General features: G+C 51.0%; 15 protein-coding genes. 12 read left to right on the top strand and 3 right to left on the bottom strand.

All coding sequences use genetic code 11. The features are described 5' to 3' along the window. Nucleotides 1-8: 8 nt before the first annotated feature. Both B0F88_RS15385 and B0F88_RS15380 read right to left on the bottom strand, forming a co-directional pair. Nucleotides 9-12548 carry a non-ribosomal peptide synthetase gene (locus B0F88_RS15385; RefSeq protein WP_104424824.1) on the bottom strand — a complete coding sequence of 4180 codons (12540 nt, stop codon included), beginning with the start codon at nucleotides 12546-12548 and terminating at the stop codon, nucleotides 9-11. Between the two features lie 622 nt (nucleotides 12549-13170). Continuing rightward, the gene (locus tag B0F88_RS15380; RefSeq protein ID WP_181049926.1) at nucleotides 13171-13683 is read right to left on the bottom strand and encodes a YcjF family protein; all 513 of its coding nucleotides are present in this window, start codon (nucleotides 13681-13683) and stop codon (nucleotides 13171-13173) included. A gap of 518 nt (nucleotides 13684-14201) precedes the next feature. Between B0F88_RS15380 and B0F88_RS15375 the strand changes: the two genes are divergently transcribed. From B0F88_RS15375 to B0F88_RS15365, 3 genes are read left to right on the top strand one after another with little or no spacing between them, the layout of a single operon-like run. After that, nucleotides 14202-15299, top strand: a complete 1098-nt coding sequence (locus B0F88_RS15375) for an efflux RND transporter periplasmic adaptor subunit (RefSeq protein ID WP_258076693.1) — start codon at nucleotides 14202-14204, stop codon at nucleotides 15297-15299. Then, nucleotides 15296-18424, top strand: a complete 3129-nt coding sequence (locus tag B0F88_RS15370) for an efflux RND transporter permease subunit (RefSeq protein ID WP_104424821.1) — start codon at nucleotides 15296-15298, stop codon at nucleotides 18422-18424. Before B0F88_RS15375 ends, B0F88_RS15370 begins: the two co-directional genes overlap by 4 nt. A gap of 2 nt (nucleotides 18425-18426) precedes the next feature. Continuing rightward, nucleotides 18427-19827, top strand: coding sequence for an efflux transporter outer membrane subunit (locus B0F88_RS15365; protein ID WP_104424820.1), 1401 nt, complete (start codon nucleotides 18427-18429; stop codon nucleotides 19825-19827). Between the two features lie 67 nt (nucleotides 19828-19894). Here the strand turns inward: B0F88_RS15365 and B0F88_RS15360 are convergent, their stop codons facing one another. Beyond that, nucleotides 19895-20299, bottom strand: a complete 405-nt coding sequence (locus tag B0F88_RS15360; RefSeq protein WP_181049925.1) for a hypothetical protein — start codon at nucleotides 20297-20299, stop codon at nucleotides 19895-19897. Between the two features lie 119 nt (nucleotides 20300-20418). Between B0F88_RS15360 and B0F88_RS15355 the strand changes: the two genes are divergently transcribed. From B0F88_RS15355 to B0F88_RS15315, 9 genes are all read left to right on the top strand, one after another. Then, nucleotides 20419-21027: a hypothetical protein gene (locus tag B0F88_RS15355; RefSeq protein ID WP_104424819.1), complete on the top strand. Its 609-nt coding sequence runs from the start codon at nucleotides 20419-20421 to the stop codon at nucleotides 21025-21027. 63 nt (nucleotides 21028-21090) lie between these two features. Continuing rightward, nucleotides 21091-21345: a hypothetical protein gene (locus tag B0F88_RS15350; RefSeq protein WP_104424818.1), complete on the top strand. Its 255-nt coding sequence runs from the start codon at nucleotides 21091-21093 to the stop codon at nucleotides 21343-21345. Nucleotides 21346-21579: 234 nt separating this feature from the next. After that, the gene (locus B0F88_RS15345; protein ID WP_104424817.1) at nucleotides 21580-22953 is read left to right on the top strand and encodes a replication endonuclease; all 1374 of its coding nucleotides are present in this window, start codon (nucleotides 21580-21582) and stop codon (nucleotides 22951-22953) included. Between the two features lie 43 nt (nucleotides 22954-22996). Further along, the gene (locus B0F88_RS15340) at nucleotides 22997-23314 is read left to right on the top strand and encodes a hypothetical protein (RefSeq protein WP_104424816.1); all 318 of its coding nucleotides are present in this window, start codon (nucleotides 22997-22999) and stop codon (nucleotides 23312-23314) included. Between the two features lie 120 nt (nucleotides 23315-23434). Next, entirely contained in the window at nucleotides 23435-23635 is a 201-nt protein-coding gene (locus B0F88_RS15335; RefSeq protein WP_104424815.1) for a major capsid protein, read from the top strand. 47 nt (nucleotides 23636-23682) lie between these two features. Beyond that, nucleotides 23683-23904 carry a hypothetical protein gene (locus tag B0F88_RS15330; protein ID WP_104424814.1) on the top strand — a complete coding sequence of 74 codons (222 nt, stop codon included), beginning with the start codon at nucleotides 23683-23685 and terminating at the stop codon, nucleotides 23902-23904. 49 nt (nucleotides 23905-23953) lie between these two features. Continuing rightward, nucleotides 23954-25291 carry a virulence factor TspB C-terminal domain-related protein gene (locus B0F88_RS15325; RefSeq protein ID WP_104424813.1) on the top strand — a complete coding sequence of 446 codons (1338 nt, stop codon included), beginning with the start codon at nucleotides 23954-23956 and terminating at the stop codon, nucleotides 25289-25291. Nucleotide 25292: 1 nt separating this feature from the next. Next, on the top strand, nucleotides 25293-25565 hold the full coding sequence (locus B0F88_RS15320; RefSeq protein WP_104424812.1) for a DUF2523 domain-containing protein: 273 nt from the start codon (nucleotides 25293-25295) through the stop codon (nucleotides 25563-25565). Then, nucleotides 25562-26644 carry a zonular occludens toxin domain-containing protein gene (locus B0F88_RS15315; protein ID WP_104424811.1) on the top strand — a complete coding sequence of 361 codons (1083 nt, stop codon included), beginning with the start codon at nucleotides 25562-25564 and terminating at the stop codon, nucleotides 26642-26644. Before B0F88_RS15320 ends, B0F88_RS15315 begins: the two co-directional genes overlap by 4 nt. Nucleotides 26645-26780 lie beyond the last annotated feature (136 nt).

The following is a 26780-nucleotide window of genomic DNA, read 5'->3' as shown; positions in this document are numbered from 1 at the left end:
CTATCTCCTTAATTTTTAAAATGTAAAGCAGCTTCCCGCAGGAACCGCAGCTGGCCGTCAGATGAAGTATCGGTCCACGCCAACCCTAAGCGTTTAAGCAGTTCGTTGGTGCGGACACTGGTCAATTCAATATGCTGGGCTTTGACTTGGGGAGCTTGCCCCCCATACAGGTTAAAACCGTCCAGCACTTCGTAAAAAGCCTGTTGCTGTTCGGGTTTGTCCAAGGCCTTGAGCAAATGATCGATGAACATGCCGAAATCGCAGGTAACTAATGGAAATGCGATGCTAATGAATTCCGCCAAGGACGTTTCCTGGGAATGTTCGATATGATGCGTTTCGTTGGACAAAGCCTGCGTTTCCGCAAGCAGCATTACCGCCCTGGCGACTAAATCGACATGGCAAAATAAGGCCTCAACTTTTTTCGGAACCGCGCCTAATTCAATCAATGCAGCGACTAAGCGAAAAAAAGCATTGTCTTTGAGATTGATCTGCAAGTTACTGTCATCGGTCGCAAACACCACATTGCCGACACGGTAGATGCTGGCGTTGCTCAGTTTGCCCCGTGCATCCAATACCAGCCGTTCGGCTTCCTGTTTGGTCCGTATATAGTAGTTGTCGCTTAAGTCCGGGTTGGGCAAGTCATATTCGGTGAACAACTTGAACCCGCTTTCCGGGGGCTTGCCGACGACCGAGGTGGTGGAAACCAGATGGAAGTCCATGGGGGCGTCCAAATTGTATGCGGCCAGTTCCAGCAAATTCTGCACCGAGTTAATGTTATCCCGATGAAACTCCTGGTAGTGACCATAATGTTTTACATTGGCCGCACAATGGAAAATAGCCTGGGTCCGGGTAGCCAGCCATGTCCATTGATCTTGACTCAGGCCCAAGCTTGGCCGGCTCAAGTCACTGGACAATACCTGCAATCGGGGATGATAAGCCAGTTCCTCTCCCGTTTTAGGGCCGAAATAATGCGCCAATACCTGATGCAGCCTGTCCCGGCTGGCCGCATGATCGGTCCCTCTGACCAAGGCTGTGATCTTTCGCTTACCTTCCTTTAGCATTTCCCGAAGCAAATAGCAGCCGACATAGCCGGTTGCCCCTGTCAGCAAGATATTTTCATAATCTTTACGAGGGCCGAGGTCGATGTCGCTGTATTTTTTGTTACGGGCGCAATACTGTTCTTGTGCAGCCTTAAGCCCGTCAATGCGGTGATTGGGGTTGGCCTCTAAGTGGTCCGAATAGGCTTGCCAATCTACTTTAACTTTAGCCAATAGATCGCGAATATGTTCGTGCCTGGGTTGGCAAGTTTTGGCAAAATCGGCCAGTACCGGGTGTTCGTAAAGATTATTGATGGTGCAGGTAAATTCCAGCCGAAGACGGTTCACGACACTAATGGCCGCAAGGCTGTGGCCACCGAGTTCAAAGAAATTGTCCTCGCTGTAGATGGTGCGTCCTGGAAAAATTTCCGACCATGCTTCGGCAATCAGTTTTTCGACCCGGTTGCCAGGGGGCGTTAGCCTGCCGACATCGGAATCGTTTGACGCGATCATGTCGATGTCTTGATCAAGATAGTCGGCAATTAGTCTTTTACGATCGATTTTACCGGCCAGCGATACTGGAATGCCCGGCACCGCCTTTATCGCCGAGGGGATCATATAATCGGGTACTTTCTTCGCCAAAAATGAACGCCATTCGCCGTTACCGATTGCGGACGCTTCCGGGTGCAGACAGACAAAACCGTACAAACCCGGTGTCCCGTCCGCCATACCATGAATAACCACGGCGGCCTGCAATACGTCAGGATGCAGGCCGATTTGGTGTTCTATTTCCTCCAGTTCGATGCGTTGACCGCGAAGTTTTATCTGGTTGTCTATCCGCCCGAGGATTTCAATTTCGCCCTGCTGCGTCCAGCGCGCCAAATCGCCGGAGTTATAAAAGCGCCCTTCCGGGGTTTCGACAAAGCTTTCAGCCGTCAGTTCCGGGCGGTTCAAATAACCGGGCGAGAGGCCGCGTCCTCCCAGCCAGAGGGTGCCGGCCGATCCCGGCGGCACCGGCTGCCGGTCCTTGTTCAGGATATGAACGGAAGTATTAGCTAATGGGCGTCCCGCAGTCATGCGCGTGGATTGGGGGGTGATTTGCCCAATACAGGAACCCACGCTGTTTTCCGACGGGCCGTAACCGTTAATGTAAGTCAGGCGGCCTGCGTAGTGCAGGGCGTTGGCCTTCACCGGCGGCTCGCCCATTGTCATCAGCATCCGTAAACCGGGGAACTCGGCGTTGCCAAATAATCCCAGATACGATGGCGACAGGGTCGCTATGGTAATGCCCAGACCTTGCATTTTTAAAAGCATCCCGGAAATGTCGTCCAATTCTCTGCGGACTACGGGCGCTAAGGCGCCGCCATGAAACCATGCCAGCCCCAGTTCGTGCAGCCAGGCGTCAAACGAGGGCGAAGAAATTTGCAATATTTTGTCGTCAGGAGAAATGGTCAGCGCCAGTTTCATGCCCAGGCAAAAATTGGCGTAGCCTTCGAAGGTTATAACCACGCCCTTGGGTTCCCCGGTGGAGCCGGAAGTATAAATGATATACGCCGGGTCAGTATCCCGGCAGCCGTGGTTGATTGGTGCGGTCGATTCGTAGGCCGGCGTTTCCGGGCGCAGGAACGCATAGGATGCCAATTCCGATGGTATCGCCAGTCCGTCCAGCGCCACTAATAAGTTGATGTCCGCATCTTCGGCGATAAATTTTAGCCGTTCTCCGGGCAGTTCGGCGGACAAAGGCAGATAACAGCCTCCGGCCTTCCAGATCGCCAAAACAGTCGCTGGCAAGGCTGTTGATCGCTCGGTCAGTACCCCCACCGCAACACCGGGGCCAATGCCGTGCCTTCGCAAAACCTGCGCCAGACCGTTGCTTTGCTTGTCTATTTGCCCATAACTTTGGCTTTCATGATCTACCAGCAAAGCAGGGCTATGCGATTCTTGCCCGGCTATCCGCATAAATTGGTCTTGCAAATAGCCGGTAGGCTTGGGTAAAGACGGGCCGTATTGCCAACTGTCCAATAGCTTTTCTTCACCTGCGGTCAGCAACGGCAAAGCTGTTTGCGCTTGGCGTTCCGGGGATACGATAAAACGCATCCAATCCAATAAAGTATTGATCCAGGCCAACGCGGTATCTTTTTCGTAAAGGTTGGCGTCAACGTACCAATACAACCCAAGTCTGTCATCGGCAAGGGCTTCATGAATCAACACCATGTCCTGCGGCGGCGGGTTAGGCCGGAGATCGTAGCGCATCTCCTTGGTCGCGCTGTCATTGACAGGCACAAGCTTGATATGTCTTTCGGAGACCGAACCTAAACCCGGATTTTCCGTAACGGCCAGATCAAATAGCGGAAAGCGGGTAGGGTGGTTTGATGCCGCATGGCGATTGCGAAAATCCTGGCAGATTTGGGCAAACGGATAACGTTCATGCTGCAAGGCCCGGCTGATGCCAAGCTGCATGGCGGCCATCGACTGTTCTACCGAATCGTTTCGGTTAATCCGGCAGGCTATCGGCAGCATATTGAGAAAATAATTGACCACGGCCGAGTCTTCCGCCAATTCGCGGGTTGAACCCACAGTTCCCATGACGAAATTCGGACGCCCGGTACGTCTGGATGTCTCCATCGCCACCAGCGCCATCATTAGCGCATGGAGGCTGGCCCCATGTCGGCTGGCAAAAGCCTTAAGTTTTTGGGCCGTGGCGGCTTCAAGGGCGATGCGGAAGAAATGGCCGCCCTTGTTTTTTCCGTCGCCGCTGTTAATTGGACGGCTAAAATCCAGGGGCCACTCGTCGAAGGGCTGCGGCGTGTTTTCATCGCCGTTGCCAAGGCCGTCCAGGGTTTCGCTCCAATACTCCGCATCGGCGGCGGCCCGGTCTTTAAGATAGGCCAGCTCGCGACCGGCAAAATGATTATAGTCGCCCGACAGGGCCGGTAATTTCTCCCCCGCCAACAGCTGGGACAATTCGTCGAGCAAAATGCCGATGGATAGGCCGTCGCCAACGGCATGGTGCAGGGCCAGCCAAAAAACCTCTTGCCGGGTATCTTCAACAAAGACCAGGCCGGCACGCCATAAAGGGGCCGAGGACATTGGGATGGTCATGGTTTGCAGGTTGGCAATATGGATACGCGCGGCCGATAAGTCGGGCAGGCATTGGCGTTCCAGTTCCATGTCCAGCGTCGGCAAAATTTGCCGTAGCAATTGGCCGTCGGCATCCTCTTTAAAATAAGTGCGCAAGGCAGGATGGCGGCCGACCAGTTCGCCCCAGGCCTGTCGCCATTGTTCGGCGGCCACTTTACGGTCTTGCTCTGCGACGGAGAATGTCAGATTGAGGCCGCGGTTCGCCTTGCCGATTTTTTCCGCCACCCAAAACTCCAACTGGCCGGTTGTCGCCCTGTCTGTCGGTATAAAATCAGCGGCAGGCGCTTGATCTTCCGTGTCAATACGGCGGGAAAAATCACTTAGCACAGGGAAGGCGAATAATTCCCTGGCCGCAACGGGACGGTTAAGGTCGCGTTCAAGCCGATGGGCCGCGGCAATGGCCACCAGACTGTGGCCGCCAAGTGCGAAAAAATTATCATCTTTACGGACTGTTTCCAGCTTTAAAAGTTCGCACCATATCGCCGCCACGCGTTTTTCCATTGGCGTTTGCGGCGGATTCTCCGAAACAGTATTGTTTTGCTGTGCGCGGGCAAGACCGCGCAGGCAGGCTGTATCGACCTTGCCGGAACTGTTGACCGGAATGGAATCGACGATAATGAAAGACGTTGGAATCGTGGCGGCCGGTAAATGGGCGGACAGATAGTCCCGCCATTCGATATCGGAAGGGCAGGCCCGATCATTGCGAAGATGGATGAAAGCAGACAGGCGCTGTTTTTTGTCCGCAATTTCATCGGCCAGCACCGTAGCCTGAAATACAGAAGGGTGGCCGTTGACGATATGTTCAATTTCACCCAACTCTATCCTGATGCCATTCATTTTAATCTGGCTATCCATGCGCCCCATGAACTGGACTTCATCGACGGCGCCCGGACTATTGGGCAGCCTGGTCAACCAGCGGCCGATGTCGCCGGATCGGTACCGGCGTCCTTCAGGTGTCTCGACAAAACTGGCGAGAGTCAGGTCTTCCCGTCCTAAATAGCCGTTTGCCAGCCCCATGCCGCCTAGCCATAGCTCTCCTATTTCACCCGGCGGCAGAAGGTTGCCATTGGCATCGCAGATGTGGATGCTGGTGTTGGGCAAGGGCAAGCCGCACGATGGCGTGCGGGTGTGGTTTATGGTCAGTTGGCCCAACGCACAGGTTACCGTGTTTTCCGTAGGTCCATAAGCATTGAAGTAGCTGATTTGCTTTGAGTATTTAACGATGTCGGCAGGAAATGGCGCTTCGCCGCCTGTGACTAAAATCCTGAGATATTGGAAATCAGCACTGTCAAACAGCCTTAAATAGGTAGGGCTGATGTCGGCAACGGTGATTTGGGTGTCGTTTAAAAACTTCATGAATTGATTGGGAGAATCAATCAAGTCGTCATGGACAGGGCAAACCGTCGCGCCAAAAAGCAAGGGTACGCCAATATCCGACAAGGAAACATCGAAAGACGGCGAATAGAACATCAGGCAACGATCGTCTGAGTTAATGCCCAGAATTTCCCCGCAGCCAAGCGCCATGTTCACATAGCTTTTGTGAGCGATTAACGCCCCCTTGGGCAATCCGGTAGAGCCGGAAGTGTAGATGATATAGGCCGTATCCCCGGCATCCCCTGAAATGGAAGGACGATGGCTATGAAAGTCTGCCAGCTGTTCGGGCCGTAAGTGCGTTGGGGTAACTTGGGCGATGGCTTGAGGTATGTCCAGCCCATCTAAAACAATCAGTTGCCGGACTGCCGCATCGTTCACCATGTGGCACAGCCGTTCAACGGGCAGATCAATCGACAAGGGAAGATAAATCGCCCCGGCTTTCCAAATGCCTAAAATTGTCGACGGCAACTGCGGCGAGCGGCCGGTCAGCACACCTATGACCGCGCCGGGTTTAATGCCCGATTGAATCAACGCATTAGCCAAGCGATTGGCCTGTTCCTCAACCGATAAATAGGAAAATCGGCTTTCAGGCGTCATGACGGCCAGGCGCTTTGAACTGTCGACCCCCATGCTGTCGATAACCGATTCAAATAATTCATGAAAACGTTGGTTGGGGCGGTGAACGGTGCGGCCGTATCCATTTTGCGCCAGAAGTTTCGATTCTTGCGGCAACAGTTTAGGCAGAGGCATCCGGGCATGGCCTTTGTCCGCACACAACCATTCAACCCACCAGCGCAACGAGTTGAACCAGGCGGTAGCGGTCTCCAACAAGTAAACAGCGGAGTTTACTTGCAGCTGTAGCATGAGTTCGCCGCCGGGCAGGATTTCATGGATGAACACCATATCCTGGCCCGGGGAGACATCGACCAATTCGTATTCAATAGCCTCACTAAAACGCGCCAAAGACCGGAAGCCTATATCGGCTTTATCTATCCGGGCTTGAGGGTTTTCATTGACCGCAAAGTCAAACAACGGATAACGGGACGGATGGCGGTAACCGGGACGTTGTTGGCGGAAGTCGTTATAAATGCGCGCAAACGGCACGCGTCCGTGGTGCAAGGCGGCAGCCAACACCTGTTGGGTGCCGGTTAATTGGGTTTCAAAGCTATCGCCGGCATCGCCGTCCATGATCAACGGCAACATGTTGACATAATAGCCGATGATGCCGGCTTCTTCGGTGGTTTCGCGCATGTCGGCGGGCGTGCCGATCAAAAATTGCCGCCGTTGCGAACGTCGGCGGGTTTCCAGCGCAAGAAGGGTCAGCATCAGCGCATGCATGCTGCTGTCGTAGCGCTGGGCAATGGCCTTTAATCCCAACGTAATATCGGCCGGCAGGCATATTTGCAGCCGGTGGTAGCCGGGCTTGCCGGTCTGCAACCGGGGTATATCCAATGACCAGTCTTCAAAGGCCGTTTCCGGCAAGGCCGCCAGACTATTGCGCCAATACGAAAAATCATGCTTAAACTCATCACCGGCCAGATAGGATAAGGCTCTGGCAGCGGAATGCGCATAGCTTCCCACGAGCGGGGGCAGCTCTTTATCCTGTAATAACAGGGCCAGCTCATCCAGTAAAATATTAAAGGAAACTCCATCGCCAACGGCATGATGCATCGCAAGCCAAAACAGTGTTTCGTTTGTTTTTTCGACATGCACCAAGCCGCCTTGCCAAAGCGGCGCGACATTGAGCGGAATAGGCCGGCTTTGACGCTCGCGGATAAGCGCATTGGCGCTCGCCAGGTCGCTGACTGTTATTTCTTCAAGTCCCGGCTGGGCTATCCGGGTCACGACACGGCGTAAAGTTCCTTGATCGTCTTCGACAAATTGTGTCCGCAATGATTCGTGTCGTTCCGTTAACTTGGCCCATGCCCGGTTCCATTTTTCCAGAGCAGGAATATTACCCTGCACCTTGCGGATCAAAGGCATTATGAAGGGGGTGGTATTAATCCCTGCCTGCTCGGCCACCCAGAATTCAAGCTCGCCTTCGGTGGCTATGTCGCTGGCTTCGGGTGATTTGGTAAGATTTTGATATTGAATCCGGGTATCATCGACACGGGCGGCAAATACGGCCAGTGTGGGCGCGGTATACAGGTAGCGCGCCGGAATGCTGACTGCCAAGGCCTTGGACAGGCGATGCGCCATTGCGACGGCCAGCAGGCTGTTGCCGCCCAGGCCGAAAAAATTATCTTCGCGGCAAACGTCCTGGCCCAGCAATTCGCTCCAAATCGGCGCGATAAGCACTTCCATCGAGGTGGATGGCGGTGTTTTTATAACCTCGACCTGCGCTTCGCCGACTAATTGCAATAGCGCCGTCCTGTCCACCTTGCCGTTAACGGTTAGCGGAATACGCTCAATCGCAGTCAGGGTGGCCGGAATCATGTAATGGGGCAGGCGGGCGGCCAGGCGGGGATGCCAGTCCGCCTCGCCGGGCAAGACGCAGCCTTGGGCCATAGCGACAAAGCCGCGCAGAAATTGGGTGCCGTTGGCGGCATTTTCCACCAATACGATGGCTTCGGTGACATCCGGCAGCGCCAGCAGGGCCGTTTCAATTTCCTCCAATTCGATGCGCTGGCCGTGGATTTTGATTTGGTGATCCATGCGGCCTTTGATGACCAGACGGCCATCGTCCGTCCAGCAGCCCAAATCGCCGGATCGGTAGAACCGGCAACCGTCAACGGTCACAAAGCGTTCGGCGGTCAGCTCGTCATTATTCAGATAGCCCCTGGACAGGCCCAGCCCGCCCAACCAGATTTCGCCAATGACGCCGGGAGGCACGGGTTGCCCGCCGCCGTTGCGGATCGATATGAGGGTGTTGGCCAACGGCGGTCCGACGGACAAAGGACGGCTGGGATCGGGGAAGGGGGGAATATGCTCCAGGCTGACGATGATGGTCGTTTCCGTGGGGCCATAGGCATGCCAAAACTCGACCTCGCGGCCGTGAATGTTCACGTCCTCGTGGCTGGACGGCTCGCCGCCGACAATCAGCACGCGCAAGCCGTTAAACGGCTTGTTTTTGCTGATACGCAAATAGGACGGGGCGTGGAAGGCCACGGTCACCGCCATTTTGGCGTAATAATCCTTCATGGCCCACGGGTCGTCGCGCAGGCTTTTTGAAATCGGCGCCAGCGCGGCGCCATTGAGCAGGCCCAGGCCCAGCTCCCATAAGGAAGCGTCAAAACTGGGCGTCGCGACCAGTGCGACACGATCGTCTGCGGTCAGGCGAATGGCGCGGGCCGATTCCTGTATGGTGTTGATCATCGCAGCGTGGGATATGGGGACGCCCTTGGGCATTCCTGTCGTGCCGGAGGTATAGATGACATAGGCCACGCTGTCGGCCGGGCGGACAATATCCGGGCGCCGTTCCGTAGGCTGTCGGCAGTCGGGCGTTAAGACCGCCGTCGCCATATCCGACAAGGCTGCTGGGACGGGCAGGTTGTCCGGTACGACCAGGATCCGGGCCTTGGCGTCGGCCATCATATGAGCCAGCCGTTCGGGCGGGTGGTCTGCCGCCAACGGCAAATAGGCGGCCCCGGCTTTCCAGATGCCCAGCACGACGGCGGGCAAGCCGTCGCAAATGTCGGTCAAGACGGCAACGGTGTCGCCGCTTTCCAGGCCATGCTCCAACAGGGCATGGGCAATGCCGTTGGCCCGGCGGTTCAGTTCGGCGTAAGTGACGGTTTCATGTTCGCAGACGACGGCATGATGAAGCGGCGTCTTTTGAGCCCAGGCCTCGAAGACTTGCTGGAAGCAACGTTCAGGCACCGGAAGCGCGGGTCCTTGCTCCCATTTTTGCAGCAGCTGCTGCTCAAAAGGTAACAAGGGCGGCATCGGGTTTTGGGCGCGGGATAGATCGGCGCCCAACCAAACGGCCCGTTCTTTAAACGCAGTCAGCCAGGACTGGGCCGTACTTTGACGGTAAAGCTCGGGATTCCAAGCCAATGTCAATATCAGCCCGCCCTGTAAGTCCGGCTCATGGGAGAAAGCCAAATCGATACCGCTGGGAACCGGGTTCAGTTCGCCGGGTAAGGCCTGCGGAGCAAGACTAAACGCTGCATCCTTAGCTTCACTGATGCGCGATGTGTTGGCGGTTAAGGAAATGTCAAAAATGGAGGTGCGTGAAAGCGGCAAAATATCAGGATTTTTATTTTGAAAATCGCGCAATATTTGCGATGAGGGCGTGCCGATCGACTGGATTGCGGTATTCAGCGTCGACTGGGCGTTGTGAAGTTGTGCATTGAATTGATCGCTTCTATCGCCATGCAACACCAACGGCAACAGGTTAACGAATAGCCCGACCGCCTGTTCCGCGCCGGCAGGCCGCATGGATATTGCACTGCCAATAATCAGGGTCGTTCGGCCGCTTCGTCTTCTTGCCTCGTCGCCAAGTATGGCCAGCAATAGCGAGTGCATCCCCACGCCTTGGCTGCGGGCCAGCTGGGTTAACGCTTCCACGCATGGCGCATCAAGCCGTTCGGTCAATGATTTGGCCGCTTTGCTTGTCGGAATAAGTGGCCGTTCAAAATCCGTTGCAAATGCATTAAATGCATTCCCGTTGGTGCCTACAACCGTATTTTTTAAGTGCTCTTGCCAGAAATGCCTGTCTATTTCCGCTTGCTGCGTTCTTAGATAGGCCTGTTCTGCGGCGCAAGCAAAATTTATGCCGTCGGCAGCGGGAGGGAGGGTTTTACCTTGCAATAAAGTATATAGCTCCTCCTGTAAAATCCTGGCTGACAAACCGTCTACAACAACATGATGAAGAGCGAACCAGAACAGTTGCGCTTCCGGGGTTTGTATCAAGCCGGCCCGAGCCAAAGGGGCTTTGCTCAGGTCAAACGGGATAGAAGCCCAAGCAGCGACCCGCTCGCTTGCGTCCTCCAGCGAATTGCAGCTTGCTGTTTTTAAAGCCGATTCGGCGGGAAGCTCATCCAGTGCATCGGTTTGCCAGCGTATTTTTTCGTTTGCGTCCTGGTAAAATGCCGTGCGTAGCGCACTATGGCGCTCCAATAATTTTTGCCACGCCGCCCGCCATGTTTCTTGGCTTGGCGAATCGCCGCTAATCCGCAACAGGCGCGTTATCAACATGCTTGATTGCAAAACCCCCAATTGGGCGCCAATCCAGAAATCCTCTTGGCCTCTGGTTGAAATATTATCAGCCGGTGCGGGCGCTTCGGCGGACACTTGCGACAGGTGATCGGCCAAGCCGGCCACGGTCAGATTAACCAATAGGGTCGGCACTGTTACGGCATAGCCCATAGACTGGAGTTGCTGGCTGATTGCAATGGCAAGCAAGCTGGTGCCGCCAATTGCAAAAAAATTGTCATGACGGCCAATCGCGTCCAATTTAAGAATGTCGGCCCAGACTTCTGCTATTTCTTGTTCTATACGCCCGTCGGGAGGGGCGCTGATAGTACGGGAAAAACTCTTTGCCCTGGTCAATAACGCCTGCCGGTCTATCTTGCCGGAAGAATTGGTAGGCAAGCGCTCCAGCCGGTTAATTGATGAAGGGATCATGTACGCCGGAAGGGTCGAGGACAAATAGTCTCGCCAATCTACTGGTGAATCATCTCCGCATTCTAGGAACGCAACAAGTTTGGTGCCGTTTTGAATGACAGCCGCTTGCTTGACCTTTGGGTGGCGCAAAAGAGTGCGTTCAATTTCGCTCAGAGCAACCGCTTGGCCCGAAACTTTGATGACATCGTCAGAACGGCCGATTGTTTCCAGGTTGCCGTCAGCACGCCAACGCCCCATGTCACGGGTTTTATAGGCCCGTCCAAACTTTGTTTGCACAAAAATTTGTGCGCTCAGTTCGGGCTGGTTCAGGTAGCCGTTGGCTAAGCCGGTACCGACAACATGAATCTCTCCTATTTCGCCTTGCGGCACCTCATCGCCATATTCATCAAGCAGATAAACACTTGTATTACTGAAAGGCCGACCGCTCGGCAACGTCCCCACATCGTTCGGATTAACCTTATACATACATATCGTGCCGCACACTTCGGTGGCGCCATGCATGTTCCAATAGTCAATGGATTTGGCATAATGACGGGCATTATTTTCATCGGGATGCTCGCCGGCCGTCATGATACAGCGCAGGCCACTGGATAACTTACCCTGTAAAAGGCGCAAATAAGAGGGGGTGAAAAGCGCTATGCTGACCTTATGCTGTGACATAATCATGAGTAGCCGGTCAGGGTTGTCTATTTCGTTTCGAGTAACAGCAACATAAGCGGCGCCGGACAACAGCGGCAGGCACAGCTCACGAAATCCTAGAATGAAGCCTGGTCCGCTTGAAAGCAGCAACCGATCTTTTGAAGTGATATTTTGAGCGGCTAAGTGACCGCACACCATGTTGATGCAGGCATCATGCCGAAGGAGTACTCCTTTGGGTTGGCCGTTTGTGCCGGAGGTGAACAAAATAGCGGCGAGACTCGATGAGCTAACAGTTAAATCAGGCCGCGCGAAGATTCCCTCCCGCGTATCCTCGGTCCGGAAAATCTCAGCAATGCCGTCATTATTGGCTGCTAACGCGTTAAGAATTTCCGATGCCGGCTCCAAACCATCCAGTGCGATTAAATACCGCATACCCGTCTGTTCAACGATATTGGCAAGTCTATTGGACGGATGATCATGGACCAGAGGCACATAAACACCTCCCGCTTTTAAAATAGCTAGAAAAGCAATTGGGAGCGATCCAGAGCGTTCTACCAACACACCTATAGGTTCTTCCGTTCTAATTGGCCGCTTCAGCAAGGCATTGGCGAGAGCATTAGACGATTGATCCAATTGACAATAAGTTAATGTCTTGTTTTTAAAGATGATTGCAGGCTCATCTGGCTGTTGATCAACCAAGGCCTCGAAGCAATTATGCAGTTGTTGATTAGGCAGTTGTATTGAAATGCCCTGTCCGAAGGCAATTGCTTGTTCGTTTTGTGCAGACATATGGTTAATTAATTTGGGTTATTTCGTTCAAGCTATAGACGTTCGGGCTTACAAAGATATGTTTTTGCGCTTTCATACTCGCATTAATATCGGGCTAACGATTTGCAAATAATTGGCGTTTTATTATTTTTAATATTAATTTTTTAAGAAACATGAAATTTATTAATGACATTAAACGCCAGTGTAACGTCGCCAACAAAACTTTAGCTTTATTGATATATTAGTAATCAGTAAAATAGGCAAATACATTTCTTTTTTATTGCACTGAATACGATACTTCATAACTAAAGAAAATAAGTCCGTGGTTACACTGAGTAAACGTGATCTTCGAAGTATTTAAAGACTTGTGACAGCACAAACCCAATTTTTTTATTATAACAACAACCCCATACATTGCTCAAAAACGGTAAGCTATAACTAAAGCTCTTGAGGCGTGCGATTCATTCAAGTGAATGAAACTTAGTCTGGATAGGCTGGAATTTGAAGAGAATGGGGTTATTTAAGAGGATAATAGAGATAGGCCCCTGGTTATTTATATGACAGAACCAGGGGTTTAAAGTCTCAATAAACAATTTTTTAAATTTTAAACGTGATTATGTGCGTTGTTTGGCGCAGTTAAAGTTTATGTTGTAGCAGCAGGATCGACTTTTTTCTTGCCTTCCTTAAAGTAGGCTTTGAAATCATCTAGTTTAGCTTTTGGGTCAAAATTAGTCAGGTCGCCGCCGTTTTTCAGGTGATTTACCATTACTTGGCCAACGGCATAGGCGGATGCGGCTGCAAGAATAGGCATGCTCATGATGGACAGGGCAGAACCTATGCCAGGTATCACTTTGAACAGTGTGGCGGCCGTTACTCCGACCAGCAGCTGAGGCGAAAGACTGCCGATCAGAATGGTCAGAATTGAGCGGGTTTTCGATTCAGAAAAAGGTTTATCGTAAATATCCAATAGCTCATTGACCATTTTTATTTCAACAGCGGCGATTGCGGCTACATCCCAGAAAGGGAAAGGAATAACGCCAGATCCAGCCGCCCAGCCGGTATATTTACTAATAACAAGATTAGCTGCCTGTTCGCGAGAAACTTGGGCGTCTTCGGATTGAAGTGCGTTTGACTCAATTTGTTGTTCAGATGTCACGATATTATCCCCTATTAAAGTGCTATTTTTTTCGGAGAGTAACATAATGAATGAGCCGCATCAAGATTGTTTTTTACGCCATTCCAAAAAACTGGTCATCCGGGATTCATTTCTGCGTATTTGCTTGGGTAAGTAATTAAATTTTAACGAGTATCAGTAATGCCTTGAGTTTGTTTTTTCCGCTATTGGGCCATTGCAAAAACTTACGTCGAACATACTTAAACTTAGTAGAAATAATAAACCTTAGTAGAGATAATAATGTCGCATCCGCCGAATAATCGTATTAAAATGAAAAACAATATCAATTGAAGTCAAACAAACCTCACTAAATCATAAGCAATTGTTCTTACAAAACATCCCTCCAAGTCATGCGCCACAAAAAAGCTATGCTGATGTTTTTACTGTATAACCTTTGCTGTTCATTCTAATCTTGTAACCGGATAAATTTGGGGCACATCGTGAAACTCAATTCGCGCCTACCAATTCTTTGGACGCTTCTTTGCCAACTGGCGCTAGTCTTGGCTGCGTGTCAAGAGCAACATGCAACACCTGAGTTTTCACCGCCTGAGGTCATCATACAGCGCATTGAAGAGCGCACGATCCCTATAGAATGGGAATTTGTCGGCCAAACGGAAAGCTCCCGCCTTGTGGAAATCCGTACTCGCGTTGAAGGTGTGCTTGAAAAACGCCTATACGAAGAAGGTACACTGGTACAGAAAGAACAAGTGTTGTTTCAGTTGGACGAGCGCCCCTTTGCCGCCGCCCTGGAAGGAACAAAAGGCACTTTAGTTCAACAGGAAGCCAGACAACAAAACGCAAAACGGAACGTGGTAAGACTTAAAAACCTGATATCGCAAAATGCGGTCAGCCAAAAAGACGTAGACGATGCGGATTCCGACTTGGCAGAAGCCGATGCAGCGGTGCTGACGGCTCGGGCAAATGTCACGGCAGCGGAATTGAATCTAAGTTACACCACGATCAAATCACCGTTAACCGGCATAAGCGGGCGAACAACAAAAGCCGATGGCAGTTTTGTCAGTCCTGGTCAGGATGGTTTGCTGACCACGGTAACCCAGACCGACCCGATATGGGTCAAATTCAACGTTTCGGAAACCCGTCTGCTGAAAAACAACGAAGACGTCGTAAATAAACGGTTACTGATACCTGAAAACGCTAATTTTGTGGTCGAACTGCATATAGCGGACGGTTCGGTCTATCCACTTAGCGGCAAAATGGATTTCTCCGAAAAGAAAATTTCTATCGAAACCGGCACCAGCAGTTTTCGCGCCGTATTTGCGAATCCCGATCTGAAATTGGTTCCCGGCCAGTTTGTACGGGTTAAATTGAAAGGAGCCATTCGACCCAACGCCATTTTGGTGCCTCAACGCGCAGTATTGCAGGGACAACAAGGGAAGTACCTTTATGTGGTCGGCGCTGATAATAGAGTAGAAATACGTCCTGTTGAAATGGGCGATTGGTACGGCGATGACTGGATTATCGAAAGCGGTTTAAAAAACGGAGAGCAGGTGGTCGTGGACGGTATGAGCCATGTAGTGCCTAATATGCCTGTAAAGCCGCAGCAACCTGCCGGCGTTCCCAGTGGCGGTCAGTCGTGAATATTGGATTTTTTATCAGCCGGCCTATTTTCGCTGCGATAGTGTCGATAGTCATCGTCATGGCCGGCCTGTTGGCTTTGCGTCAACTGCCGGTGGCGCAGTTTCCCGATATTGCTCCGCCGCAAATCCAGGTTTCCGCCACCTATCCCGGCGCCAGCGCCGAAACCGTAGCTCAAACCGTCGCCGCGCCCATTGAGCAGCAAGTCAACGGCGCCGAAAACATGCTTTACATGAACTCTACCAGTTCATCCAATGGTTCACTGAACCTGAGCATCGTATTCGACATCGGCACGGATATCGATAAGGCTCATGACGACGTACAAAATCGCGTTAAAACGGCTGAAGCGCAACTGCCGAACGAAGTGCGCCGGGGCGGCATATTTGTAACAAAGTCTACTTCCAATATTTTACTGCTGGTGGCAATCAAATCGGATGGCCGTTTCGACCCGACCTATGTCAGCAACTACGCCAGTCTGCATGTGGTGGACAAACTCAAACAGGTTCCTGGAGCCAACCAAGTTGCTCCGCTCGGTTCCTCCGATTACGCCATGCGCATTTGGCTAAAGCCTGACAGTATGGCGCATTTCGGCATCACCACGGCGGACATACGCAACGCAATATCCCAGCAGAACACTCAGTTCGCCGTCGGTCAGATTGGCCAAAAGCCGACGTCCCAACCGGTCGTGCTCACCTTGCCGGTGGCGGCGGAAGGGCGGCTTACCAGCCCGAAAGAGTTTGAAGATATTATCCTGCGCGCCAGCAATGACGGCGCCGCCATCCGTTTGCGCGACGTCGCAACGGTGCAACTGGGTGCGCAAAGTTATGACATGCAGACCCGGCTTAATGGCGAAAACGCTACCCTGATAGCGGTATATCAGCAACCCGGCGCCAATGCGCTGGATGTCGCAGACCAAGTCAAGGCAACCATGGATCGCCTGTCCGCGACGTTTCCGGCAGGTATCAGCTATGAAATTCCTTTCGACACCACCGAGTTTGTCAACATATCCATTGAGGAAGTTATTCACACGTTGTTTGAAGCGATTGTTTTGGTCGTCGCGGTCGTGTTCTTGTTTCTGCAAAATTGGCGAACCACGCTTATTCCTATTTTAGCCGTGCCTGTATCTATTATCGGCACTTTGGCGGGTATGTACCTGCTGGGCTTTTCGGTTAACACGCTCACCCTGTTCGGCATGGTGCTGGCCATCGGACTGGTGGTCGACGATGCTATCGTGGTGATTGAAAATATCGAACGCAACATACGCGAACTTGGACTTAAAGGGCGCGATGCTGCAACTCGTGCGTTGTCCGAAGTCGCAGGCCCGGTCGTTGCCACGACATTGGTGCTGATCGCCGTATTTCTTCCGGTTTCTTTCCTTGGCGGCATGACCGGACAACTCTATAAACAATTCGCAATCACTATCGCTATCTCGGTCACGCTATCCGCTGTCGTTGCCCTCACTTTGAGTCCTGCACTGGCAGCCATCCTTATTCAACCGGCCGAACACCGGAAATCACGCTTTTTTCTATTGTTCGACGCCGCTCTGGAAAAAGCCACCCAGCGCTATCTGGGGGGGGTTCGCTGGCTTTTTCGGCATACCACCATCGGCATCATGCTGTACCTATGCATGATTGCCGTTATTGTCGGCCTGTTTAAAATCGTACCCACCAGTTTTGTTCCTCCAGAAGATCAAGGCACCTTGTATACCATCGTTATGCTGCCCGATGCGGCCAGCGTCGATCGCACCAGTGCAGTCATGCAGAAAATGGAAGCCTTGGTAAAAGATAATCCGGCATTACGCGATATAGTCTCTATTACCGGCATGAACCTGATGGATGGCGGCAGCGCGACCAATGCCGGGCTGTTATTCCTCTCCCTGAAGAACTGGAAAGACAGAGTCAAGCCCGAGCTGCAAGCCGAAAACGTGATGGCTATCTTGACTAAACGAGTTTCCAGCGTCAAAGAAGCGCTGGTAACGTTGTTGAATCCTCCCGCCATACCCGGTCTCGGCGTGGTTGGCGGCTTCGAATTCTGGGTGCTTAATCAAGGTGCCGGCGATACCGCCGTTTTGGAAGCCATGACCCAAAAAATTATTGCAAAAACCCGCCAACGCCATGAACTAACGGGCGTTTCGTCATCAATCAACTCCAACTCGCAGCAGCTATCCATTACATTGGATCGAGAAAAAGCTTGGGCTATGGGGGTTGCTATCGATGACGTGTTCGATACCTTGCAGGGCATGTTCAGCACCACCTACGTTAACGATTTCAACAAGTTTGGCCGCACCTACCGGGTGCTGCTGCAGGCAGATCCGCAATATCGAAGCCGTCCCGAGGATATCGAAAAAGTTTTTGTTCGCAGCCAGTCCGGTTCGATGGTACCCCTAAGCAGCCTGATTAAAGTACGCTACGCCAATGGTCCTAACTCCATCAGCCGCTTCAACGGTTTCCCTGCGGCGCGGATCAACGGCAGCGCGGCAGCAGGCTATAGTTCCGGCCAAGCCATGTTGGCCATGGAACAAGCTGCGCAAGAAGTTTTACCCGACAGTATGTCATTCGCCTGGGGCGGACAGTCATTTCAGGAAAAGGCTGCGGGCAGTTCATCGAGCTCGGCCTTTATCTACGGCATTATTATGGTATTCCTAATTCTTGCCGCTCAATACGAACGGTTGGCGCTGCCTTTCGCCGTCATGTTGGCGGTTCCTTTCGGTTTATTCGGAGCTTTACTGGCCGTCTGGGCCTGTGGCATGGAGGACGATGTTTACTTTCAAATCGGCTTGGTCACGCTGATCGCACTGAGCGCCAAGAACGCCATACTCATCGTCGAATTCGCGGCGGAAAAAAACGGGCAGGGCATGGATGTTGCGGATGCGGCACTTGAAGCCTGTCGGCTTCGTTTTCGTCCGATTCTGATGACATCATTTTCTTTCATTCTTGGCGTACTACCCTTGGTCCTCAGTACCGGCGCAGGTGCAAACAGCCGGCACTCCATCGGTGTGGGGATAATGGGGGGCATGGTCAGCGCTACCCTGTTAGCCGTATTTTTTGTACCGTTATTTTTCGTGTTATTGGAGAGGATCAGAGCGCCGAAACACACCGATAGCATTATTACAAAACAAGAAGTCTAATCATGCGCTACTGTCCTATTTCCTTATTGTTGCCCTTAACGCTAACCGGCTGTTTTATGATCGGTCCTGATTACCAACAGCCAACCGGATCAATACCGGATGCTTGGCGTTTTGCCGCAGCCGAAACCGTTGCAGCTAGCGATACTAGCTGGTGGGAGCAATTCGGCGACCCCCATCTGACCAAACTCATTGAGCAGGCGCTACGGTATAACAAAGATCTGCTGATCGCCACGGCTACCGTCGAAGAATATTTAGGGCTATACAGCATCACCCGTGCCGACTTGTTTCCGCAAATTAGCGCCAATGCATTCGGCCAGCAGGAAAAAGATTCTGAAACAACTTACGGCGCTGCCCCCACACCCGCTTATGACAGCATTCAATCCACTTTAAATTTGTCTTGGGAAATAGACGTATGGGGCAGGTTACGGCGCGCCACTGAAGCGGCCCGGGCCAATCTCTATGCGCAGGAAGAAATTCGTCGTACTGTGGTGCTGACTTTGGCCACCGGTGTTGCGCGTTCCTATGTGCAACTGCGTGAACTGGATGTGCGTTTGGAAATTGCCAAGCAAACCTTGGTCGACCGCCGGGAAGCTTACCGTATCGCCCAAGCGCGTTTCGACGGGGAGCTTAATTCCAAAGCTCAGGTGCGGCAAGCGGAGTCCGAGGTTCATAACGCCGCCGCCATCATACCGCAATTGGAGAAATTGATAGCTCAAAAAGAGCACGAACTGAGTGTTTTGTTGGGCCATAATCCCGCAGCTATAGAACGCGGCTTACCGTTAGCCGAACTGCATTTACTTGGCGTGCCTGCCGGTCTGCCATCCGAATTGTTAGCTCGCCGCCCGGATATACGTCAAGCAGAACAGGGTTTAATTGCTGCTAATGCGAATATCGGCGTTGCGAAAGGTGAATATTTCCCAAAATTCACGATAACCGGAACGTTTGGCACTGCCAGCGCCAATTTCAGCCAATTACTGTCGGGACCTTCAGGCATGTGGAATTACGGTGTAGCGTTGGCGATGCCTTTGTTTACCGCAGGCAAAATCGCAGGACAAGTAAAAGCTGCCGAAGCTCGCGAACAACAGGCGTTATTAAATTACCAGAGCATCTTGCTTCAAGCCTTCAAGGAAACCGAGGATGCGCTGATAGATAATAGTAAAACCCGGGAACAGGTACAGGCACTTAGCCTGCAGGAGGCTGCTTTAAGCGAGTATTTAAAGTTGGCATGGCTGCGTTACAACAACGGTCTTACTAATTATCTGGAAGTGCTGGATGCACAGCGCAACCTGTTCAACGTAAAGCTCTCTCACGCGACGGCCCGCAGTAATTCGTTACAGGCGCTGATCAATTTATACAAAGCCTTTGGCGGCAGCTGGATGGACAAGGTGTCAAGCAATCAATAGCGGGGACACGCTGCCGAAACGAGTCGTATGATTAGGCGGAAGTTACACCAGGGATACCCATGTTTTTTTAGCCAATGTCCAAGCTTGGCGTATATAGGCGCCGATATAATTTAACATAATATACAGACTTGGTAGTTGAATGGATTAACTCTAAATCCGCTCCAATGCTTGAATTTCCTAGTGTTAGCACACCTACAAGCGCAACGCTTGCAGCAATTCCTGACATTTTCGATATTGTTTCCCAGCTCTTTTTTACCTCGCCTTCACTTCTTGCAATTGCTGCTGCAATTAAAACCTCTGTTCTATCAATTCCTAGCAGATCAGCAATTTTTATTGCTGTTTCATCGCCGCATTGGCTGCGGCTTCTTATTGTTGAAATAGCACCTGTTCCAGTTTTTAGTAATTTTGCTGTTTTGTAGTCGCTTCCATATTTCTCTTTTAAATCATCAAGATAGTTGATTATCGTTTTCATTTCTTTCAATGCCTCTCAAGTTGATAGCTAAAAGTTGTTGACTTAATGATCTTCTCTAGCTAACAATCTGTCAACGCTACCAGACTGATAGCTATTTTTAACACATAGAGGGCAAGCCTATGAAACCAACTCAAACCCCAGCAGCGCGTGAATCGATTACGATCACTTTAACACCGCAAGAACAGGATTTACTTCTTTTTGTTTTTGGTAATTCTTGTTATGTCGGCAATCATGTTGCCTTTCAAGTTTTTTCAAAATTATCATTTCTTCAACCGAATATCGGGGACGCTTGCCGCCATTCTGCTCATATCCCCGAGGCTCCGGGGCAGGGTGGTACTATTTTTAAAGAATGTTCGCCTATGGATGGGCTTGCAGAAATTTTTGGTGATCTGCGTGGTGAGCTTGAAGAGGCAAGATTAGAGTCCTTCTCGCTTAGAAAAGATGCTGAACGGTATCGCTTCTTAAGAGACTACGATCAATGGGGCGATAGCGGAGAGGCTTACGACTTTTCTTTTTCATCATTAGCGGAGAGCACTAATGATGGCTTTGACGCCATTGTAGACGGAAGAATGTCTAAGCATATGGTTGAATTTGATTCATTGGGACAGGGTGTCACTACTCAAACTGATGTTTCATCGCATCCTTTTTATTGTGTTTGTGATGTTTGCAGAACTTATTTAGATTTTTATGATGAGGCTGATAAAGGGCAGGGTGGCAACCATGCGTAACCTTCTATTTTTTACCGGCTCAATGCTGTTGACAGTTTTGATCGGCCTATGGGTAGGTGCCTAATGCCTGCCGTCATATCAATTACCGATTTAACCCAAGACGACCTGGACTTACTTTCAGACTTGCTCAACGAGTATTTAGAAAACTTCGACGCCGAAGAAGAGCATTTTAACGGCATTGATGACCCGCAGGCCCGTTATGACGCCGTTGAATCGCTGTATGGTCGCTTTATCGATGTCGATCTATCCGGTGCCGAACAACCATTACATCATCCCGATTGTTTGTGCGAGTGGTGCGAGATAGGCCGGGGGCGTTGATGGAAACCTGCAATCGTTGTCATCAAATCATTATGCCGCAAGATCACGCCGTCCGCGGTCGCACCACTGGCAGCCCCGGCCTGCATGTACGCCGCTTTATGTGCGTCTGTGGTTGTAAGCGGGTTCAGTTCTATACGGTAATGAACGTATCGAAGCTACGTTCCAGCTTTCCAGGGCCCGATCAGGAATCAACCATCCCGCTCTACGATTTCCCTATTTTCAGAGATTCTAACCATGTCAACGCTTAACTTATCAGTTAGATACCACATTGAAAATTTGATGCCGATCATGGACGACAGGCCATCACTCGCCGCCTATTTGTCAGCCAATGGCATACCCGAGCCAAAAGCCAAGCACGATGAAGGCTACAAAGCCCGGCTCTTGTGTGTCAAATGGTGGCGGCGCACCCTGGACCGGCTTCAAGGCCGTACCGATGAGTCCAAGCTAATCGATCAAGGCAGGGTGGCCAAACACAAAGAAAAATACAGCTCAAACCTGACCGTGCATCGCGTCGGCAAAAAGGCGCATAAAACCAATGAGTTCCTGAAAACTCAGTCCATGATTTCCAACGAATCCGATCTGGTTGACATGGCAACTATCGTTCAATCCTCGATGGCAAACCCCACCAATCGCCGGGCCGAGCTAATGATAAGAATGGCAGGTTTCGAAGCCTACGCCCAACAGCACGGTTATGTCGGCGAGTTCTATACGATCACTTGTCCAAGCAAATTTCACAGATTCTCGGGCGTAAAGCTCAACGACAAATATCAAGATCTCACCCCCAAAGACGCGCAGAATTACCTAGTAAAGCAGTGGTCTAAAATTCGGGCTGCATATGCCCGTCAGGACATCAAGCCTTTCGGTTTCCGAGTTGCCGAACCTCATCATGATGGCTGTCCTCATTGGCATATGCTTCTTTTCGTCAAAGCGGAATACTGCAACGCGTTACGAAAAATTATGACTCATTACGCGCTCGAAGTGGACGGACAAGAGCAGGGTGCTGACAAGCACCGTTTTACCGCCGTAGAAATCGACTCTGAGGTCGGAACTGCCACCGGCTATATCGCCAAGTACATCAGCAAAAACCTGGGCTTCTCAATCGACGACCCGGAACACGACACCACCCACGAAAGCCAGTCCTACGGCCAGCGTGTCAAAGCTTGGGCGAGTGTCTGGGGTATCCGTCAATTTCAGCAAATAGGCGGCGCACCCGTCACCGTCTGGCGGCAACTACGCAAGCTTAGAGAGTCGATTGATGATGAATTGCTCGAATCCGCCCAGCAAGCCGCCGACGAAAGCCGCTGGTCCGACTACTTAGAAATAATGGGCGGCGTGGATGCCAAGCGCATCGATCACACCATTACGCTGGTTAAAAAGCACCTGATTGATAAAGAAACCGGCGAACTCAAACAGAACCAATATTTTGAGTACGTCACCCTGATTTTTGGAGTTGCATCAATTGCCGCTGAGGTCATCACTCGATCAAAACAGTGGGCAATGATCAGCACCAAACTAGCTGCCTCCTTTTTGGCAAATGCACCCGCGCACCGCGTAGCGGGGCGTGGGTGTTTTGCCTCTTGGAGTTCTGTAAATAACTGTACGGCGTGACGCTGTACGCAAGCCGCAAGGCATCACTTTCGAGGTATTAAAAATGGCACTTATAACCTGTCAAGGCAAGCTGATAAACGCTTATACAGCGAATCCCGTCAAAGAACGCAAAGACGGCATTGAAACCGGCGTTTTATTGCCGGGTAAAGACAAGATTCAAATCATGGGCGATTCGATTATGCAGAGCGGCGAAAAGCGCGCGCTGTTACAGGATTTTACCTGTCATGACATTGCAGCGTTCAAGCAGCACCTGAATAAAAACATTCGTTTCGAAATCGGCATTATGTCAGTCGGCGACAATACCATTTTGTTTATCCCCAAAGGTACAGTTCCCGAACTTGTACAGGATTCGCCTAAATAAATTTTGGTTGGTGTGTGGCAAGCCAAAAAAACACCTTTTGGTGTGTGATTGCCGCTTTATGCACCTATAAGCGGCTTATTTTAACGTCCTTTCGGACAATTTAGAAAAGTGAGAAATATCATGAACAAATCATTAAAACTTCGTTTGGCTGCAATTTCTGCCGGTTCACTGGCAATGGTGAGCAATGCTTTTGCCGCCGTTCCTGCTGGTGTCACTACTGCGATTAGTGATGCCGGTAGTGACACGGTAGCAGTCTCTACTGCTGTATTTGTTGTCATCGTCGCCATTTATTCTATCAAGCTGATGCGCAAAGCACTGTAATCAATCCGGGCGGCGTAAATCGTCGCCCATCCTTTTTAGGTGTCGTTATGGCTATTTGTGTTTATTTTTCTGGTGTTACTGGTGCGGCCGAGCCGAACGGCCAAACCGAGGCCACTTGCACTGCTTATCTGATACAGACCGCCGATGAGGTACGTCATTCCTATTTTTTTTACGGCGTTGAGCTGGTGGACGTGGTCGAGGTTTCCGGCGGTGTCGTTTTGGCCTGGGCTTTAGCCTGGGGCATTAAAGTTTTAAGGCGCACCTTATGATTTCTGGTTTTTATCTTCTGGCCGTATTTTTAGCTATAGTGGGGGCCGCATGGATAACATTCACAAACTGATTTTTCGGTTTCTTTTTCTTTTTTTGTTTTCTCCGGTTGTTTTCGCCGCCCCTGCTTTGCCGACGTTTGGCATTGTTCGTGCCGGGGTCACTACCACTTATACTGTTGGACCGTCTACATTTCAGCCAATATCTAAAGCGCCGACCGGCATGGGCATTATTCCAATGAATGCTCAGTATTCTGCTGTGGGTCGTGGTTACGCCACAACATCTACCATCCCTGTCGGCGATACATTTGCCGCTGTCCGTGTCAGCAATCGTTTTTCTGCGGCTGCATTTGCGGCGGCGGCGATAAAGTTTGCAAAGAATCCTTATTTTTTTGCTGCCGTTACTGTGGGGTCCGCAATCTATGAATATTTTAATGACGCGGGTTATTCCTTTGATGCATCCGGTAATGCATACAAAGGCGCTAATGCTGGCACTGATTCAAGCGGTGCGTATTGCCAGAATCCTAAGGTGGATGAATTCGAGTATTACAATACAGCATCTCATACCCGCTATTTTTATAACCATTCAAACACTGCTCCTTATTGCCCTGAGGGTGCAAATCTATTGAATCATTGCATGAATGTAGCAGGTAATGGTTTTAATCGGTTGTGTTCAGAACCTTATGTTGATATACCGCGTTATCCTCAAATGATTGCGGATTTAATCGCGCATGAACCCGCTGATCCTGCGCCTGTGACCGCTCAAATACACAGTATAGACCCTAGTGGTTCGTCCGATCCCGTTGTCGATGAGCCTGTACAGATCAATCTTGATACATCGCCGATGTATGGGCCTTCTGATAGCAACTGGAATCCCGGTCATTTGTCTATGCCCCAGACATCGACACCGACAGCGCCAAAATCGGTCACTACGCCATCTGGTCAGGTGCAAGAATCTACCTCGACCACCACATTAACTCAGCCGACTACGCAATCTATATCGGCAACTACCACCACAACTACCAACACGATAAATCAAGATAATTCTTCTCATGTAACGACAGTCAATAATGCGCCTGAATTACCGCCTGAGTCTAACGAGGCAAAAACTGATTGCGATAAATACCCGGATGCAATCGGTTGTTCAAAGTATGGCGAAGCTCCCCCCGCTGATGCTGTCCAAACCGTGAACGTCACGGCTACATTAAGCCCTACTTCGTTGGGTTCTGGTTCGTGCCCATCTCCTAATATTGTGCAGTTGTCGCATGGTAAGACGGTTACCGTTAGCTACCAACCTGAATGTGATCTTGCAACCGGCATTGCACCGTTGATGATCGCCTTAGCATGGCTAGCCGCCGGGATGTTGGTACTGTCTCCGGTGAGGGGTTGATATGGCTACATTAGCTTCTTTTTTGCTTGCAATTACAGGATCACTGGCCGCTCGTGTTCTCACCAGCCTGGGCATTGGCTTTGTGAGCTATGCGGCACTAACTACTCTAGCGTCAACGGTCGTTTCGCACGTCACATCGAGTTATAACGGCATGGGTTCCGTCCCCTTGGCGCTGATCAATCTTGCAGGGGGAGGGCAGGTTCTCGGTATACTCTGTGCCGCTCTAATTACTCGCGCCTCATTGATCGCGATTAAACGGCTGTCGCCGCTATGATTACCTTAATTACCGGCGGCCCTGGAACCGGCAAAACAGCTTGGTTGCTGAATCAGTTGCTTGATTTGCGCGTTGCAGAACCTGATCGTCTGTTTTTTATCCACGGTGTCCGCAATCTAAGGGGTATTGCCCATGAAACAATCTATTGTCGGTCTCAACTGTGCGATATTTGCCGGGGTCAGGATGCTGATATAGAAGCACGGCTGAAGACTGCCGCACCGCCTAAATTCGTTGAAGATTGGCCGAAGTGGAAAGAGCCTAACTCGTTGATCGTCGTTGATGAGGTGCAGCGCATCTGGCGGCCAACAAACGGCGCTCAGGGCGTGCATGAAAGCATATCGACGCTTGAGACCCATCGGCACTATGGCGTTGATTTCTGGCTGATCTCTCAGGGGCCTCACCTTTTTCATAATTTTATTCGGTTGCTGGTTGGCCGACATGTTCATCTAGTCGCTAAATGGTCTGGCCGTACCGAGTACGAATGGCCGGAATGTAAACAAGACGTGCAATCAAGGTCTGATGCCGTGCAGCGCCCCTATACGCTGCCTAAACGGGTCTATGACTTGTATGATTCGGCTGAAGTCCATACCAAGCAAGACAAACGGAAGCCGCTATCATTCTATGCCACTATCGGCGCATTGGTTTTAGCGGTTGTTGTGGGCGGTTTTGTTATCTACAGGATCAAAAACAGGATAAACCCGGTTGAGGCTTCAACCGCTGCTCCCGTGCCGGGTAGCCCTTCAGCATCTACGCCGCCTGCCGCTGGCGTATCGCCTACTGACATCGCCTTTCCTGATTTTGAGCCCAAAATTCCCGGTGTGCCGGAATCCGCCCCGGCCTATGCCGGTTTGGTCAAGATTGTTGCGGCTCCGATCTTAGCTGGCTGCGTTTTGAATAAGCGAACCGATAAATGCTCATGTTATACGCATCAGGCCACGCCATACCCTGCATCACAAGCTTATTGCTTTGAATCCGTACAAAACCATCGTTTTAATCCATATCTGGAACGCCATACCGCACAACGTCAAGGTGCTTTAGTTTCCGATCAACCCGCAAATAAAGCGCCCGAAAAGGGTTAATAGGTTTTTGCTTTTGGTTTTTTATTTTGCCATTCAGTTCTTTTGAATTCTGCGGCGTTTGGTCTTTCTGTTACTAGCCAGGCTTTTATTTACCTGGCCAAGTAACAGAACTGACGTTACTATGTCCGCATATTTC

The sequence above is a fragment of the Methylobacter tundripaludum genome, assembly GCF_002934365.1.
GTDB classification, from domain to species: Bacteria; Pseudomonadota; Gammaproteobacteria; order Methylococcales; family Methylomonadaceae; genus Methylobacter_A; species Methylobacter_A tundripaludum_A.
This window is presented reverse-complemented; position numbering and strand designations above follow the sequence as displayed.

Bases quoted from the DNA above. Each gene is read 5' to 3' on its own strand.
- B0F88_RS15385 (WP_104424824.1), bottom strand. From the start codon at position 12,548: ATGTCTGCACAAAACGAACAAGCAATTGCCTTCGGACAGGGCATTTCA.
- B0F88_RS15365 (WP_104424820.1), top strand. From the start codon at position 18,427: ATGCGCTACTGTCCTATTTCCTTATTGTTGCCCTTAACGCTAACCGGC.
- B0F88_RS15360 (WP_181049925.1), bottom strand. From the start codon at position 20,299: ATGAAAACGATAATCAACTATCTTGATGATTTAAAAGAGAAATATGGA.
- B0F88_RS15355 (WP_104424819.1), top strand. From the start codon at position 20,419: ATGAAACCAACTCAAACCCCAGCAGCGCGTGAATCGATTACGATCACT.
- B0F88_RS15350 (WP_104424818.1), top strand. From the start codon at position 21,091: ATGCCTGCCGTCATATCAATTACCGATTTAACCCAAGACGACCTGGAC.
- B0F88_RS15345 (WP_104424817.1), top strand. From the start codon at position 21,580: ATGTCAACGCTTAACTTATCAGTTAGATACCACATTGAAAATTTGATG.
- B0F88_RS15340 (WP_104424816.1), top strand. From the start codon at position 22,997: ATGGCACTTATAACCTGTCAAGGCAAGCTGATAAACGCTTATACAGCG.
- B0F88_RS15335 (WP_104424815.1), top strand. From the start codon at position 23,435: ATGAACAAATCATTAAAACTTCGTTTGGCTGCAATTTCTGCCGGTTCA.
- B0F88_RS15330 (WP_104424814.1), top strand. From the start codon at position 23,683: ATGGCTATTTGTGTTTATTTTTCTGGTGTTACTGGTGCGGCCGAGCCG.
- B0F88_RS15325 (WP_104424813.1), top strand. From the start codon at position 23,954: ATGGATAACATTCACAAACTGATTTTTCGGTTTCTTTTTCTTTTTTTG.
- B0F88_RS15320 (WP_104424812.1), top strand. From the start codon at position 25,293: ATGGCTACATTAGCTTCTTTTTTGCTTGCAATTACAGGATCACTGGCC.
- B0F88_RS15315 (WP_104424811.1), top strand. From the start codon at position 25,562: ATGATTACCTTAATTACCGGCGGCCCTGGAACCGGCAAAACAGCTTGG.